The 17063-nt window shown below is 28.3% G+C and carries 9 protein-coding genes; 3 read left to right on the forward strand and 6 right to left on the reverse strand.

Annotation, left to right across the window (positions count from 1 at the left end; all coding sequences use genetic code 11):
- Positions 1–39 precede the first annotated feature (39 nt).
- Genes ALANTH_RS00080 through ALANTH_RS00100 form a run of 5 tightly spaced genes read right to left on the reverse strand, consistent with a single transcriptional unit; the run spans position 40 to position 3513 of the window.
- Complete coding sequence (locus ALANTH_RS00080) at positions 40–894, reverse strand: ABC transporter ATP-binding protein (RefSeq protein WP_026802840.1); 855 nt, start codon at positions 892–894, stop codon at positions 40–42.
- Positions 895–1587: a molybdate ABC transporter permease subunit gene (modB, locus tag ALANTH_RS00085; RefSeq protein WP_026802841.1), complete on the reverse strand. Its 693-nt coding sequence runs from the start codon at positions 1585–1587 to the stop codon at positions 895–897.
- Positions 1580–1978, reverse strand: a complete 399-nt coding sequence (locus ALANTH_RS00090) for a TOBE domain-containing protein (RefSeq protein WP_026807098.1) — start codon at positions 1976–1978, stop codon at positions 1580–1582. Before ALANTH_RS00090 ends, modB begins: the two co-directional genes overlap by 8 nt.
- Positions 1975–2721 carry a molybdate ABC transporter substrate-binding protein gene (modA, locus tag ALANTH_RS00095; protein ID WP_026807099.1) on the reverse strand — a complete coding sequence of 249 codons (747 nt, stop codon included), beginning with the start codon at positions 2719–2721 and terminating at the stop codon, positions 1975–1977. The genes ALANTH_RS00090 and modA overlap by 4 nt, the downstream gene beginning before the upstream one ends.
- A 9-nt stretch (positions 2722–2730) precedes the next feature.
- On the reverse strand, positions 2731–3513 hold the full coding sequence (locus tag ALANTH_RS00100; RefSeq protein WP_026807100.1) for a TOBE domain-containing protein: 783 nt from the start codon (positions 3511–3513) through the stop codon (positions 2731–2733).
- Positions 3514–3640: 127 nt separating this feature from the next.
- On the opposite strand from ALANTH_RS00100, the gene ALANTH_RS00105 reads away from it, so the two are divergent.
- Positions 3641–4891 (forward strand): MgtC/SapB family protein, encoded by a 1251-nt coding sequence (locus tag ALANTH_RS00105; protein ID WP_026807101.1) that lies wholly within the window; start codon positions 3641–3643, stop codon positions 4889–4891.
- 165 nt (positions 4892–5056) lie between these two features.
- Here the strand turns inward: ALANTH_RS00105 and ALANTH_RS00110 are convergent, their stop codons facing one another.
- Complete coding sequence (locus tag ALANTH_RS00110; protein WP_026807102.1) at positions 5057–5887, reverse strand: LysR family transcriptional regulator; 831 nt, start codon at positions 5885–5887, stop codon at positions 5057–5059.
- A gap of 93 nt (positions 5888–5980) precedes the next feature.
- Between ALANTH_RS00110 and ALANTH_RS00115 the strand changes: the two genes are divergently transcribed.
- Both ALANTH_RS00115 and ALANTH_RS00120 read left to right on the forward strand, forming a co-directional pair.
- A complete protein-coding gene (locus tag ALANTH_RS00115; protein WP_026807103.1) occupies positions 5981–7162 on the forward strand; it encodes a YbfB/YjiJ family MFS transporter in 1182 nt (393 codons plus the stop codon).
- 90 nt (positions 7163–7252) lie between these two features.
- Entirely contained in the window at positions 7253–17056 is a 9804-nt protein-coding gene (locus ALANTH_RS00120) for a hypothetical protein (protein ID WP_172658483.1), read from the forward strand.
- Positions 17057–17063 lie beyond the last annotated feature (7 nt).

Here is a 17063-nt window from a genome sequence, read left to right on the forward strand (position 1 = left end):
CTTTATTTATTTTTATATATAACGACTTTTAAAAAAAAATTATACTCCTTGTAAATTTGGAGTAAATGCTTTTGTGCTTACATTTACTATTTGACCAATTTTTAAATTTTGTGCTTCTTCTTCACTTATTACAACTTCTACGATTTGTTGTCCTATAGCTATTATTGCCACATTTATAACATCTACTTTTGTTATATCTAAAAGTTCACCTTCAAAACTAAATTTTTGGCTACCTTTTGTTTTCAATAAAATATCTTTTGGTTTTCCATCTTCAATTATTTGTCCATTACTCATAACTAAAACTCTTGAAGCTAGTTTATACATCTCACTTGGATCATGGCTTACCATTATAGAGGTTGTATTGAACTCTTTATGTAAAGTTAAAATATCATTTTGGAGTTTTACTCTCATATTTGGATCAAGTGCTGAAAGAGGTTCATCTAAAAGTAGCAATTTTGGTCTTTTCATCAAAGCTCGACATAAACTAACACGTTGTTTTTGCCCACCACTTAGACTATTTGGATATCTATTTTTTAGTTCATACATATCTGTAAGATTTAAAAGATGTTTCGCCAATTCTCTATCTTTTGTAACGTAAATTAAATTCCCCATAACAGAAAGATTTGGAAAGAGTGCATAATCTTGAAAAACAAATCCTATATCTCTTTTTTGAATAGGTTTTGAAATTTTGTCATTTAACCAAATTTCATCATCTACAACTATTTCTCCATTTGCTTCTTCAAGTCCAGCTAAAGTTCTTAAGATTGTTGTTTTTCCAGAACCACTCACCCCACTTAAAGCAATAAATTCTCCACTATTTATTTTTAAATTTACTTCTAAAAGCATTTTTCCAGAACTTCCATGAAGTTCTTTTTTTATATCTAGTTTTATCATCTAAAAAAACCTATCTTTTTTTTGATTACCATTGAATATATAAACTGCAAGTAGAGTTATAAAACTCATTACAATCATAATTAAACTATAAATATGAGCATCTTTATAGTCTAATACTTCTACAAATTCATAAATAGCTATTGCTGCAACTCTTGTTTCATTTGGAATACTTCCACCTATCATTAAAACAACTCCAAATTCACCAACTGTATGTGCAAAAGTTATGATGAGTGCTGTTAAAAGTGATGGTTTTATATTTGGTAATGCAACTCTTAAAACAGTTGTAAATTTACTTTTCCCACTTATATAACTAGCTTCAAGCATATTTTTATTTAAGCTTTCAAATCCACTTTGAAGAGGTTGAACCATAAAAGGAAGACTATAAATACAACTTGCAATAATTATTCCATAAAAATTAAATACAAGTTTTATTCCAAAATAGTTTTCAAAAAATTGCCCTATTGGAGAATTATGAGATAATCCCCAAAGTAAATAAAAACCTAAAACTGTTGGTGGTACAACTAAAGGCATTGTACAAAGAGATTCTAGAAATGGTTTGAATTTTGACTTTGTTTGTGATAAATACCAAGCAAGTGGCATACATAACACAAACAAAATCAAAGTTGTAATAAATGCTAACTTAAAAGATAGCATAAATGGTGCATAATCAACATTTAGTAAATAATCAATCATTTAAAACCTTATTTATAGATATATCACTGGCTTTTATTAAGATATTTACTTCATCATCTTTTTTTAAGTTTAGTCTTATTGAAGACTCTTTTGTAATAATACTTTCAAAAGTAGTATCAGCTAAATTCAGTTTGATACTACTTAGAAGTTCACCATTTTTTATATCAGTGATTTTTGCAAGAGCTTGATTTGATAAACTAATATTCTCTATATAGTTTTTAGATATTGCAATATTTGTAGGTTTTACAATAAGTTCAACTTTTGTTCCTATTTTTAAATTACTACTTAAATCTAAACTCATCATTTTAAAAGTGATATTTTGAAAATCAAATTCTACGATATTCAAACTATCTTTATTTTGAATACTTTTTACTCTTGCAATAAAACTCATTTTACTAAATATCCAAAGTTTTTAAATATCTCTTTTGCTTTATCACTTAATATAAATTCATAAAAAGCCTTAGCTTCTGCATTGTCTTTTGCTTTATTTAAAACTACAATACCTTGATCAATAGGAGTATATAATTTTGGATCAACACTTACCCAATGAACATTTTCTTTATATTTAGCCATTTTATCTTCATATAATAAAGATTTAGCAATGAATCCAACATCAGCAGCCGTTAAAGCATAAGTTACAGCTTGAGAAATAGACTCAGCATAAACAAATTTATTTTCTACTTTGTCTAAAATATTTGCATTTTTAAGTGCTTCAACTGCAGCAGTTCCATAAGGAGCAGTTTTTGGGTTAGCTATTGCAACTCTTTTAATATTATCATTGATTACTACTTCGATACCTTTAGAAAAATCCATCTCTTTTGCACTTAACATTGCTAAACTTCCTTGTGCATAAACAACAGGTTCAGTAGCAGTTAATTTTTCTTTATATAAAGTTTCAGGGAATTTCATATCAGCACTCATAAAAATATCGAATGGTGCACCATTTTGAATTTGAGCTGTAAATTTTCCACTAGCACCAAGTACTACTTCAATTTTTGTATCAGGATTTGTTTTATTAAATTCTGCAATTAAATCATTTATTGCATAACTAACATTTGCTGCAACTGCAATATTAACTGTTCCAGCAAATATTGATGAACATAATAATGCTAAACCTAAAATTATTTTCTTCATATTTTTTCCTTATTTTCCTATCATAATATCAGACGCTTTTATAACTGCATCAATTTCTGTTCCAACTTTTAGATTCATATTTTGTACAGAATTTACAGTTACAACTGCAACTACTTTGTCTTCATTTCCAATATTTATTACAACTTCTGCATTAACTGCACCTAGGCTTATCTCTTCAATAGTACCTTTTAAACAATTTCTTGCACTAAGTTTCAAGTTACTTTGCGTTGATAATAAAACATTGCTAGATTTAATAACAGCAATAACTTCATCACCAATAGCTAATCCAAGATTTTCAACAGAACTATTTGTAATAATAGAAACTATTGTATTTCCACTTTTTAGTTTTATTTCAACTTCAGCATTAACTGCACCAAGTGAAATTTTTTCAACTATTCCAATGATCTGATTTCTTGCACTAATTTGCATCGATAACCTCCTTATTATTTTTAAAGACCCAGTATTCAAATCAGTAATTCGATTTAGATTTTCAATAAACTTTCTTTGCTCCTCTTTTAACAAAAAGTATGTTGTTAAAAGATTTTCTCCATACTTTGTAAGAGTTGTACCACCTCCACCTACTCCGCCAATTTCTCTTATAACTATAGGTGTAGTTGATAAGTTATTCATAGCTTCAACTGCTTCCCAAGCAGCTTTATAGCTCATAGGAACTTCTTTCGCTGCTTTATTTATTGAACCAGTTTTCTTAATAGCAAGAAGCAATTCAATTCTTTTTTCAAGTAAAAAAGGTTGATTTAAAAGCTCTAAAGTCAAATTTGATGATATTGACATATCTAATCCTTTGTTATATTTAAAAATATATAACGTAAATATATCTTATCGTTATATCTCTTAATAAATATTGATTTAAATCAAAATTTATATGTTATTATTACAAAGTTTTACTAAGGATACATAAATGGAAATAAACGAGCTTTTAATAGACTTTGTTGCAACAACAGTATTTAGTTTTTTAATAGGTTTAGAAGTAAAAGCATATATGCTGAAATTCCATGAAAATGAAATAAAAACATTTTTTGGAACAACAAGAACATTTACCTTTATAGGGATTCTAGGATTTATATTTTATCTACTTGAACCAAATTATTTTTCTATTTTTATAGTGGGATTTTTAGCTATTACATTTCTTTATTCTATTTTATTTAACAAACTTCTTGAAAATAATAAAAATAGTATTATACTTTTTCTGGTTTCTTTAATTGTCTATAGTTTTGGCCCTTTAATAGATATTTTTCAATTTTGGTTAGCGTCTTTAATTTTTGTAGTGATAATATTTTTATTAAATGCAAAAAATAAGCTTTTTAACTTTAAATTAAAAATAAATATTTATGAATTAGAGACTTTGGGAAAGATTATTTTACTTTCAGCAGTTGTATTACCACTATTACCAAATGATACAACGATTCCTTATCTTGGAATTTCTTTATATAAAATTTGGCTTACAGTCGTTGTAATATCTACTATTTCATATTTAAGTTATATTGTACAAAAATATATTTTTCCTTCAAAAGGTTTACTTTTAACTGGAATTTTAGGAGGACTTTATTCCTCAACAGCAACAACAGTTGTTTTATCAAAAAAATCTCAATGCTTAGAAAATAGTGATATGTTTACAGCTTCTATTCTAAGTGCAACTTTAATGATGTATATTAGACTTAGTGTTATAGCAGCTATTCTTAACATAGAAGTATTTAAGATAGTTTTTTATCCTTTTTTAGGATTTACTCTTATTTGTCTTATTTTAATTATATTTTTTTATAAAAAAGGTATAAATTATACAAAAAACAATATAGATTTGGAAGATTCAAATCCATTAGAATTAGGTACAGCATTTGTATTTGCATTTTTATTTGTTGTAACAATGTTTATTACAAATATTGTAGTTGATAATTTTGGAACAACTGGACTTAATATTTTATCAATAATAATAGGATTTACTGATATTGATCCATTTATTTTATCTCTTTTAGCTGGAAACTATAATATTGATAATTTATCAATTGCTGGAGCAATTATTATTGCTGCTGGAAGTAATAATATTTTAAAAGCTTTATATACAAGCTGGTTTGCAAAGAAAAAATCAATTTCAAGTTCAATTTCTTTAATTATTTTAGGTATTTTAACAATTATTATAGGGCTAATTTTATAGTTTTTATACATAATTGTTACTTTTTTGCAAATTTTTAAATATAAGATTTTAAAATATATGTAAATAAAAACTTTTTCTGATATAATCCAATAAATAAAAAATTAATAACTGATGAGTATAAAACTTACAGCAGAAGTTTAACTAAAACACTATACTCATCACTTATTAATTTATATCCAATTTCTTTAAATAATCACTAATTTTTGGTATGTTATCTTTTCTACAAATCATACAAGTTGGAATATTTGCCTCATCCTTTGGTAAAATAGTAATTTTTATGTCTTTATCATATCCCATTTTTTTAACTATACTTGTAGGAAGAAGTGTTTTACCCATTCCTACTTTTATACAAGATAAAATAGTTTCTAAATTTCCAAAAGAGAGAGTTTTTTCAACATATATATTATTTTGTTTATAATAATTCCTTAAGAATTCATCATAAACACAACCATCTTTAAAACTTAAAGTTACATTTGGGGTATCTTTTTCATATGGTTCTAAAATTGCAATTTCTTCTTCAAATTTTTTTAATATTATTAAATTCTCATTTATTGGTTCTCCGCTTATAAAAGCTATATCAACTTTATAATCTAATATTAATTGCATAATATCTTTTGTTGTTCCAGTAAAAAGTTCCAATTGCATTTTTGGGAAATCTTTGTGAAGTTTTAGTAAAAAAGTAGAAATTCTTACAACTGCATTGCAATCAGTTGAACCTATTTTCAATGAACTTAATTGCATATCTTTAGATAAACTTGCAATTGAACTTTCCATTTTATGAATTATTTCTAAGGCTTGAGGATAAAACTTTTCTCCATTTGAAGTTAAAATAACACCTTTTGGAACTCTATAAAAAAGTTCTAATCCTAAAATCTTTTCAAGTTGTTTTACTCTTGATGTAACATTTGATTGAGCACATTTTAATTCATTTGAAGCTAAAGAAATACTTTTATTCTTTGCAACACTTACAAAAACTTTTAATAGATTTAAATCCATATCATTTATCCTTATATCACCTATCGTTATTGATTATTTGACATAAAATAATCTTTAGTGATATGATACCAGAAAACTAAGGAAGAGAGTTTTATGTTAAAAAGATTATTTGATAGGAATGATAATTTAGCAATATTAATTGCTGGAATTTTTTCAATTATAATTGGTATTGGTGTAGCACGATTTGCATTTACAGGTCTTATTCCTCCTATGATAGATGATTATTTAACTATTAAGTTTGTAGGGATTTTAGCTTCTCTAAATTTTGCTGGATATCTAGCAGGGTCTATCTTTTCTGTTTTTATAAAAGATATAAATATAAAAGTTTATTTTTATAGATTTGGAGTTATTTTAGCAATAGTTACAACTTTTGTTTTAGCTTTTAGTAAAGATGAAACTCTTTGGATGATTTCAAGAGTTTTAGGTGGATTTGCGGGAGCTATGTGCCTTGTTGTTGGTTCTGCAATTGTTATGCAAAAACTAAAAATTGAAAGTAAAACCAAAGCTATGGGTATTCACTTTAGTGGAATAGGATTTTCTATTTTAACTACAGATTTAATAGCAAGATATATCTTGAGTTTAGGTTATACTTGGGAAGATGCTTGGAGTGTACTTTGTATATATGCTATTGTTTTATCTTTTTATGCAATGTATATTTTATCTTTTGATAAAGAAGTAAAACAATCGCAAATAAAACAAAAGTTTGATTTTACTATCTTTACTCCTTTTGTAATACTTTTAATTATGGCATATTTTGCTGAAGGAGTTGGATTTGTAGTTCAAGCTACATTTTTACCAGATATTATAAATAATCTTGAAGGATTAGAGGGGTATGGAAGTTTAACTTGGACTTTAGTTGGTATTGCAGGAATTCCTTCTTGTATTATTTGGATGAGATTAGCTCATAAATATGGAAGTGTGAATATTATCATTATAGCTTTTATTCTTCAAGCAGTTGGTATTTTAATTCCAGCCTTCACAACAAATATGTATTTAAACTTACTTAGTGGAGTATTATATGGAGGTACTTTTATTGGACTGGTGGCACTTTTTATGAATTTAGGTGGGCAATTATCAAAAGGAAACCCAGTAGTTCTTATGGGAGCATTAACAACTTCTTATGGTATAGGACAAGTTATTGCTCCTCTTTATAGTGTATATTTTATTGAAAAATATGGTAACTATGATTATGCATTATATCTTACAGCTCTTATTGTTTTAGGAGGTGTATTATTACTAATCATCTCTAAAAAATTTGAAAAAGAGAAAATTTAAACTAATTTTTAGAAAATATCACCCCTTTGGGTGATGACATGATTCATTTATTATTATATAATTAGATATATTATTTTTAAGGAGATACTTATGGAAGTATTAGGAATAGTGAAATCAATGACTGAAGGAACTTTTTATCTAAAAGATTCTATGGGAAATACAAAAGAACTTAAAATAGGTGATGAAATAGTAAAAAATGATGTAGTTTTTGGAGATAAATTAAATACAGCATCTGCAAAAATAGATATTGAATTAGAAGGAAATGATGTAGTAGTTGTAAATCAAGATAATGATCAACTATTTGACACTTCTTTATCTACAGTAACTTTTGGAAATGAAGAAGTAACTTTTAATAAACAATCTATAGATGAAATTTTAAGTGCATGGAATAAAGCACAAAATAGTATAGATGATATAGAAACAGCTGCTGGTGATGTAACTGAGCAAGAAACAAATGCTGGAAATGAAGAAGCTGAAGATGGTGGAGCATTAAGATCTAAATTTAGTGCAAGAGATGGAGATTCTACTGATGTTATAAGTGATCTAAGACAAGCTTCATGGACTGGTGGACTTGATAACCAAATAGAAAATGCACCAGATGATATTTTTATATTACCACCTGTTTACACTATCATAGAAGGAATGGAGATTGTAAGAGAGGGTGATGAGGCACAATATGTAGTAAAACTAGTAGATGCCGCAGGAAATCCAGTAATAGCAACACAAGATACAATAATTTATGTAACATATACAAATAAGACAACACAAAATGGTGATACAGAATATAATCATAATAGTGTAATTGAAGTAGTAATTAAAGCTGGTACTAGCGAAACTATATTTAATATAAAAACAATAGATGATTATTTAGCAGATGATGGAGAAATTTATAACGTTGCAATCACAGGAAATAACTCAACACATTTTGATATGAGAAATGGAGATGTAAATGGTGATAAAACCAATGTAGATACAACAATTTTAGATAATTCAAATCCAGATAATCCAGGATTAGAAGATGGAGGGTATGGACCAGAGGATACTGTATATGCAATAATAGAGGGAACAACAACAGTAAATGAGGGAGATACAGCAACATATGTAGTAAAACTAGTAGATAAAGATGGGAATATAGTAATTCCAACAAAAGATACAACAGTAACAGTAGTATATAAAGATAAAACTACAGATGATGGAATGGATACAAATAAATATAATGGAGAAAAGATTACAGTAGTAATAAAAGCAAATGAGTCATCAGCAGAGTTTGAAGTAAAAACAATAGATGATTATTTAGCAGATGATGGAGAGATATATAATGTATCTATCGAGAATGTAGATGATAAAGGACAATTTGAGAAAGTACAAATTGGAGATATTAATGGAAATGGTAAAGAAGTAGATACTGTAATTAGAGATAATACAACAGATAAACCAAATGAAGATAGTACTGTTGAAGTTGATATGGAGAAAGTAATATTAAAGATATTTGCAGCAGATAAAGATGGGAATCCATTAAAAGGTGCGAATGGAGAGTATTTAACAGTAAATGAAGTAGCAGAAGGAGATGATGCATATTATGTAGTATTAGCATTTGAACCAGAGACTAAAGAGTTTAATGATAGTACAGTATTAAAAGAACAAGGTGGAACAGTAGAAGTTGAAACATTTGATAAAACAGCAACAGGAGCAACACAAGCAACAACAAATGATGGAACACAAGATTATGTGTCTAAAAAAGAGGTTGTAGAATTAGGGAAAGCTATAAAAGTAGAGACAATAGATGATTATATGGCAGATAATGATGAGCAATATGGAATAAAGATTACAGATAAGACATATGAACATCCAAGTACAGGGGCTATATATGAGAATGTAGTAACAGATAAAGATTCAGTAACAACAACTATCAAAGATAATACAACAGATAAACCAAATGAAGATAGTACTGTTGAAGTTGATATGGAGAAAGTAATATTAAAGATATTTGCAGCAGATAAAGATGGGAATCCATTAAAAGGTGCGAATGGAGAGTATTTAACAGTAAATGAAGTAGCAGAAGGAGATGATGCATATTATGTAGTATTAGCATTTGAACCAGAGACTAAAGAGTTTAATGATAGTACAGTATTAAAAGAACAAGGTGGAACAGTAGAAGTTGAAACATTTGATAAAACAGCAACAGGAGCAACACAAGCAACAACAAATGATGGAACACAAGATTATGTGTCTAAAAAAGAGGTTGTAGAATTAGGGAAAGCTATAAAAGTAGAGACAATAGATGATTATATGGCAGATAATGATGAGCAATATGGAATAAAGATTACAGATAAGACATATGAACATCCAAGTACAGGGGCTATATATGAGAATGTAGTAACAGATAAAGATTCAGTAACAACAACTATCAAAGATAATACAACAGATAAACCAAATGAAGATAGTACTGTTGAAGTTGATATGGAGAAAGTAATATTAAAGATATTTGCAGCAGATAAAGATGGGAATCCATTAAAAGGTGCGAATGGAGAGTATTTAACAGTAAATGAAGTAGCAGAAGGAGATGATGCATATTATGTAGTATTAGCATTTGAACCAGAGACTAAAGAGTTTAATGATAGTACAGTATTAAAAGAACAAGGTGGAACAGTAGAAGTTGAAACATTTGATAAAACAGCAACAGGAGCAACACAAGCAACAACAAATGATGGAACACAAGATTATGTGTCTAAAAAAGAGGTTGTAGAATTAGGGAAAGCTATAAAAGTAGAGACAATAGATGATTATATGGCAGATAATGATGAGCAATATGGAATAAAGATTACAGATAAGACATATGAACATCCAAGTACAGGGGCTATATATGAGAATGTAGTAACAGATAAAGATTCAGTAACAACAACTATCAAAGATAATACAACAGATAAACCAAATGAAGATAGTACTGTTGAAGTTGATATGGAGAAAGTAATATTAAAGATATTTGCAGCAGATAAAGATGGGAATCCATTAAAAGGTGCGAATGGAGAGTATTTAACAGTAAATGAAGTAGCAGAAGGAGATGATGCATATTATGTAGTATTAGCATTTGAACCAGAGACTAAAGAGTTTAATGATAGTACAGTATTAAAAGAACAAGGTGGAACAGTAGAAGTTGAAACATTTGATAAAACAGCAACAGGAGCAACACAAGCAACAACAAATGATGGAACACAAGATTATGTGTCTAAAAAAGAGGTTGTAGAATTAGGGAAAGCTATAAAAGTAGAGACAATAGATGATTATATGGCAGATAATGATGAGCAATATGGAATAAAGATTACAGATAAGACATATGAACATCCAAGTACAGGGGCTATATATGAGAATGTAGTAACAGATAAAGATTCAGTAACAACAACTATCAAAGATAATACAACAGATAAACCAAATGAAGATAGTACTGTTGAAGTTGATATGGAGAAAGTAATATTAAAGATATTTGCAGCAGATAAAGATGGGAATCCATTAAAAGGTGCGAATGGAGAGTATTTAACAGTAAATGAAGTAGCAGAAGGAGATGATGCATATTATGTAGTATTAGCATTTGAACCAGAGACTAAAGAGTTTAATGATAGTACAGTATTAAAAGAACAAGGTGGAACAGTAGAAGTTGAAACATTTGATAAAACAGCAACAGGAGCAACACAAGCAACAACAAATGATGGAACACAAGATTATGTGTCTAAAAAAGAGGTTGTAGAATTAGGGAAAGCTATAAAAGTAGAGACAATAGATGATTATATGGCAGATAATGATGAGCAATATGGAATAAAGATTACAGATAAGACATATGAACATCCAAGTACAGGGGCTATATATGAGAATGTAGTAACAGATAAAGATTCAGTAACAACAACTATCAAAGATAATTCAGATCCAATTAATCCAGGACTAGAAGATGGAGGATATGGACCGGAAGATACTGTATATGTAAAAATTATAGGAAATGCTAAAACTATTGAAGGTGGAGATTTAAAACATACAGTAAAACTTGTAGATAATAATGGAAAAGAAGTACGAATTCCAGAAAATGGAGAAATTACTGTAACATTAGAATACACTTTTAGAGAAGGTAAATCTGAAAGTGGTGATTATGAAACACAACAAATAACAGTAGTTATTCCAGCAGGTAAAACATTATCAGAAGTTATAAATAAATCAAAAGTTGATTTTGATACTGAAGGAACAGAAGTTTATGAAGTAAAAATTGTAGAGGTAAAAGAAACAGGTTCTCAACAAGTATTTGAAAAAGTAGATATTCACTCTACAGATAATAAAGTTACTGATACTATTCTTGATGGAATTACATTAACAGACCCTAAAAATGCTTATGTTGATGAAGACAATTTCTATACAAATAAAAATGATGGAACAAACTCAACAAACAAAAAATCTGATATAAGTGATACACAAAGCTTAGGCTTTATAGTTCCTCCTAATTATGAAAAAGAAGTTGGTACATTTGAAGTTAATTTTGTAGGAGAACCAACAGTTACTGTTGATGGAGCTCCTTATGAACTTAAATCAAATGGTGTAGATATAAAATATGAAGTAAATGGTAATACAATCATTGGAAAAGCAGGAAATACTAAAGTCTTTGAGATTATTTTGAGTAAAGATGGCAAATATACATATAAACAATATGAGAATATTGATCATCCAAAATCTGGAAATGTTTCTACTCCTGAAGGTAAAACAGAGTTTAATGATAAGGATAATATAGATTTAAATTTCCAATTTAATATAACTACAACAAGTAAAAATGGGCAAATAGTAACAAGCCCTGATCAAGGCTTTAAAGTTACAGTAAATGATTCTTCTCCAGATTCAGGAGAAAGAACTGAAATAGTAAATGAAGATGGAATTTTAACTATTGTTTTAAGTGATGAAGGTTTCCAAAAGGATCCAAAAGATCCATCTACAAAAGGACAAATTGAAATTAGTAATGATGGAGGAGTAACATATCAAACATTATCAAAAGACGATTCTATTGATATTTTAGAAAATGGTCAAAAAATTGGAACACTTACAAATAATGGAAATGGAACTTTAAAATTTGAACCAGTAAAAGATTATAGTAAATATGAATCTAATGATGATAAATCTTTACCAAATTTTACTTATAAGGTTTCAGATACAGATGGAGATTATGCTGAAGGTAAAATCAATATTCAAGTTAAACCAGTAGTAGATGGTACAGATATTAATGCAAAAAATGTAGAAACTTTTGAAGATAATAAAAATACTGCAGAAGGTAAAGACAGTGTGTCTTTAGGATTAAAATTACCAAATATAAAAGACAATGAAGATAAAAATGGTGGTGCAAAAGGTGATCATGGTGAAAGAGTTGGAGACTTAACACTTAAATTTACAAATGGAAAACTTGTAGAAGGTGCAAAACTTTTAGATAAAGATGGAAACCCATTAACATATGAAGATGGTACAGAAGTTGTTATCAATACTAAAGATCAAGTTGTTAAAATAGTTATTGTAAATGAAGATGGAACATTAAATGAAGATTTCCATCATTCTGATGTTAAATTAGATGAACCAAAAACTATTTATATGACAAAAGAACAATATGAGTCAATCAAAATAAATCATGCTGAAGATAATGATATAGACATTAATATAACTATCTCAACAAAAACTTATGAAGTTGATGATGATGGTAAACCTTTATCAAACTCTCAAGCAAATGGTCAAGGTAAAACAGATAGTAAAGATATGACAGTTATTATTAAACCAGTAACTGATGATATTAATTTAAGTTGGGATAATGATAGTCTAGGAAAAATATCAAATAATGGTAAAACTTATACATTTAATGATATAAAAGAAGGAGATCCTACTATAGATTTAAAATCACTTCTTACAAAAACAAGTGGAACAGAAGGAGATCCTAAACCAGATTTAGATGGTTCAGAACATAGAGTATATACAATTTCTGGTATTCCTGAAGGAACAATTGTGACTTTAGGTGGACAAGAAGCAATAGCAAATAGTAAAGGTATTGCTATAATAATATTTAATGATGCAAATAATAAATCTGATGATCCTAGTTTCTCTATGGAATTTCCTGGAAGTTATTCTGGAACAGTAGAAGGAAAGATTACACTAAGTGTAATAGATAAAGGTTTTAAATCAGATGGAAAAACTAATGAAGACAAAGCTAATTGGGGAGAAGAAAAAACTGCTGAAGTTGATTTTAAAGTAAATGTATATCCTGTTGCAAATGAAGCAACAATAAAAGTTGGGCAACCTATAGGACTCGAAGATGCAGGGAGAGCTGGTGGAAATACAAAAGCTAAAGATGGAACTATTACAAACCCAGAAAAAGGTATTGTATTACCTATAATAGTTACTTCAACTGATAAAGATGGAAGTGAAACATTTACTGTAACTATAAAAGATATTCCAAATGGTGGAGCAATTTTTGTAAAAGATACAATTACAGGTAAAGATATTCTTGTAACATATGCAAAAGATGGAACTCCTACAATAAATGTATGGAATAATGGTACATTAGAAGATTATACTGGAACATCTATAGTAGCAGATAAAGGAAGTATAACTATTGAGAGATATGATAATTCAACTCCACCAAAATTTATTCCACCACACAATGCACATGGAGATTTTGATTTAAAAGTTGATGCAAAAACAGTTGATACGGCAATTATTGATGGGAAACCTGTAATATCAGAAAATACAACAGCAAAAGATAAAGTGATTACAGTTGTTGTAAAAGATGTAGCAGATAGTGTTGTAGGGAATGATTATAATGAGGTTGTTGTAGATTTAGCAGATGGAACACCAAAAGAGTATAATGCTGTTGCAAATGAAGATGAAGAGATTAAATTGGATTCTATTTTTAAAGATTCTACAAAACTTGAATCTTATGATAAAGAGAGTGAAGATTTAACAATAGTTATTAAAAATCTTCCAGATGGTGTTATTTTAGAAGGTGCTACAGATATAAATGGACAGTATATATTTAAAGCTAGTGATATCCCAAATATTAAAATTATAACTCCACCAAACTATAGTGGAGAATTAAATTTTGATATCACATATATTACAACAGAAAAAGGTGAAGCAGGAAATCCAAGTAAAACTCATGATAGTAAAAAAGAAACAGATAGTATCAACATATTTGTAAAACCAACTGTTGATGCAGGATTTAAATCAAATACTATAACAAATGAAGATAGTGAGCAAGTAATAGATGGAAATAGTTATTATAAACTTGATTTAGGAATAGAACACCAAAATGGTGATATAGATGAAACTTTAGTAAGTGTAACTATAAATGAGCCAACTTCAGGTGAATATAAATTATTTATTAAAAATGGTGATACTTTCGAAGCTATTACATTTACAAATGGTAAAGCAAATATTCCTTTAGATGATTTAGGAAAAGTATATGTACAAGCTCCTGAAAATAAACATGGAGATTTTAAAATAACTGGGAGTTTTGTTGCAAAAGATAGTCAATATGAAGGAAAAAATATAAATTATAAGACTGAAGAAACAAAAGACTTTACTCATACATTGACTGTTAAACCAGTTACAGATAAACCAACTATTGAAGTTAAAGAAAATACTGAAACTACTATAAAAGTACCAAGTGGACAGGAAAAAACGATAGAAATTCCTGTAAAAGTAACTTCAGCTGATAAAGATGGAAGTGAAAATATCACAAAAATCGTAATAAGTGGTATTCCAAAAGGTGTTACAATAAGTTTTGGAGATGCTGAAACAGATGCAGAAATTACTGTAAGTGAGCATAATGGTATTTATACTATTATTCCAAAAGATGGTAATTATAAATTAAATGATAGTGATTTTAAAAATATTACATTTAACGTAACTAGTGGTGCAAATTTTGAACATAGAGATATAACAATTACTGCATATACAAAAGATGCAGAAGGTTCAAAAGAAGAATCAACAAGTACTATAATAACACTCGATAAAACTCATGGAACTGGTGGTGTAATTGGAGAAGGTCCAAAATTAAATATTGTTCTTGATGAATCTAGAGATTTCAAAGCAACAGAAGATACAGAATTTAATTTCTTAGATGTATTTAAAATAGTTGCAGAAGATGGACGTGATGGAAGAACTGAAATAAACTTTAAGATTGATGTTGGTCCAAATGCTACAATCAAAGGTTTAGATAGTTATAAAAATGCAGATGGAAGCTACACAATCAAAGGTAATAGAGCTGATATTGAATCGGTTTTAGCAAACTTAAAAGTAGTTCCAAATGAAGATTTTAATAGTAATCAAGATGTAGATGGAATTTCTATAAAAGTAGAAATAAATGGACAAGAAATTAGCACAAAAATTCCAGTAATTCCAGTAACAGATGAAATGACAGTTAATATAACTCCAGAAACAGATACAAATATTAATGAAAATGGAGAATTCTCATTTAATGTTGAAATATCAAATAATGCTGATAGAGAATTTACAAATATAAATGAATACTATATTGTTGTAAATGAACATTTTGAAGCAGGAGAAACTGCAAAAGGTAAATTGTTATTAGATGGTATAGAATTAGATTATGTTGAAGGTAAAGGGTATAAATTACCAGATGGTATAGACCCTAAAGATAAACTAAACTTTACATATAAATCTGGTGAGAATAGACATGGAACAGTAGATATAAAAGTAGTTGTTGAAAATAAAGAAACAGGAGCTACAAATTCTTTAACAGCAGAAAAAGAAATTACTATTGTTGTTAAACCTGTTGCTTCTTCTAAAATAGAAGTTGAAAGAGCAAAAGATGGTATTGAAGATAAAGAAATGGCAAGTGCTAAATTAGTAGTAAAAGACCATGATCCTTCAGAAAAGTTTGAAAGTATACTGATAAAAGTTGCTCCAGGAGTAGCTGTTTATTATAATGGTGGAAAGTCTATGGCTATGAATTTAGGAGATGGTTCTTGGTTGGTTCCTGTAAATAAAGATGGGACACTTCCAGAAATATTCTTTAAAGGAAATGAACATCTTGGTGGAGAAGTTAAATTTGATGCTACAATTAATGTAAGAGATGGAGATTCTAAAGGAACAATAGAGATTAGAGATAACTCTGTATATATTAAAGAAGTTGCAGATGGTGTTACTATAGATCCAACGAAAACGGGAATTAATGCAAATGGTTTAGAATGGACAAGTTTAAATTTAAATGCAAATATGAAAGATATTGATGGAAGTGAAACAATGTATTTTACTCTTGAAGGTTTAAATAGTTCAGCACAATTTAGAGTTGTAGATAAAGATGGTAATATTACTGATTTAAGTTCACAAGCTAAATTTGAAAATGGAAAATGGACTATAGAAGGAGTTGAATATAAAGATATAAATAATATTCAAATCACTCATGATAAATCTGTAAGCGGTGTAAAAGTAGAAGCTTGGACAAAAGATGGTGAAGATATATCTAGTAAAGTATCAGGAGAATTTGATTTAAGTTATAAACAAAATGCAGTTAAAGATGGTATCCTTACTTTAGGAAAAGATGTGAATATTAACTTTGATAATATTGATAAAATATCTGATAATATCAAAGAGATAGATTTAGGAAAAGATAATGGAGCTAATAAGCTTTCAAATATTAAACTTGAAGATATCCTTGGTAAAGAAAAAGAGATTATTATCAAAGGTGGAGAAGGTGATAAAGTTTCATTCAAAGATAGTATTGGTGAAGATGGTAAAGAAAACAAATGGACTAAAACAGCTGGAATAGGAGCTGATGAAGGATATGATATTTATACAAATAGTGGAGATGAAAGTTTAAGAGTAAAAGTTGAGCAACCAATTTCAGATGGAATTACAAATTAATTCCTTT

The organism is Aliarcobacter lanthieri, from assembly GCF_013201625.1.
Lineage (GTDB): Bacteria > Campylobacterota > Campylobacteria > Campylobacterales > Arcobacteraceae > Aliarcobacter > Aliarcobacter lanthieri.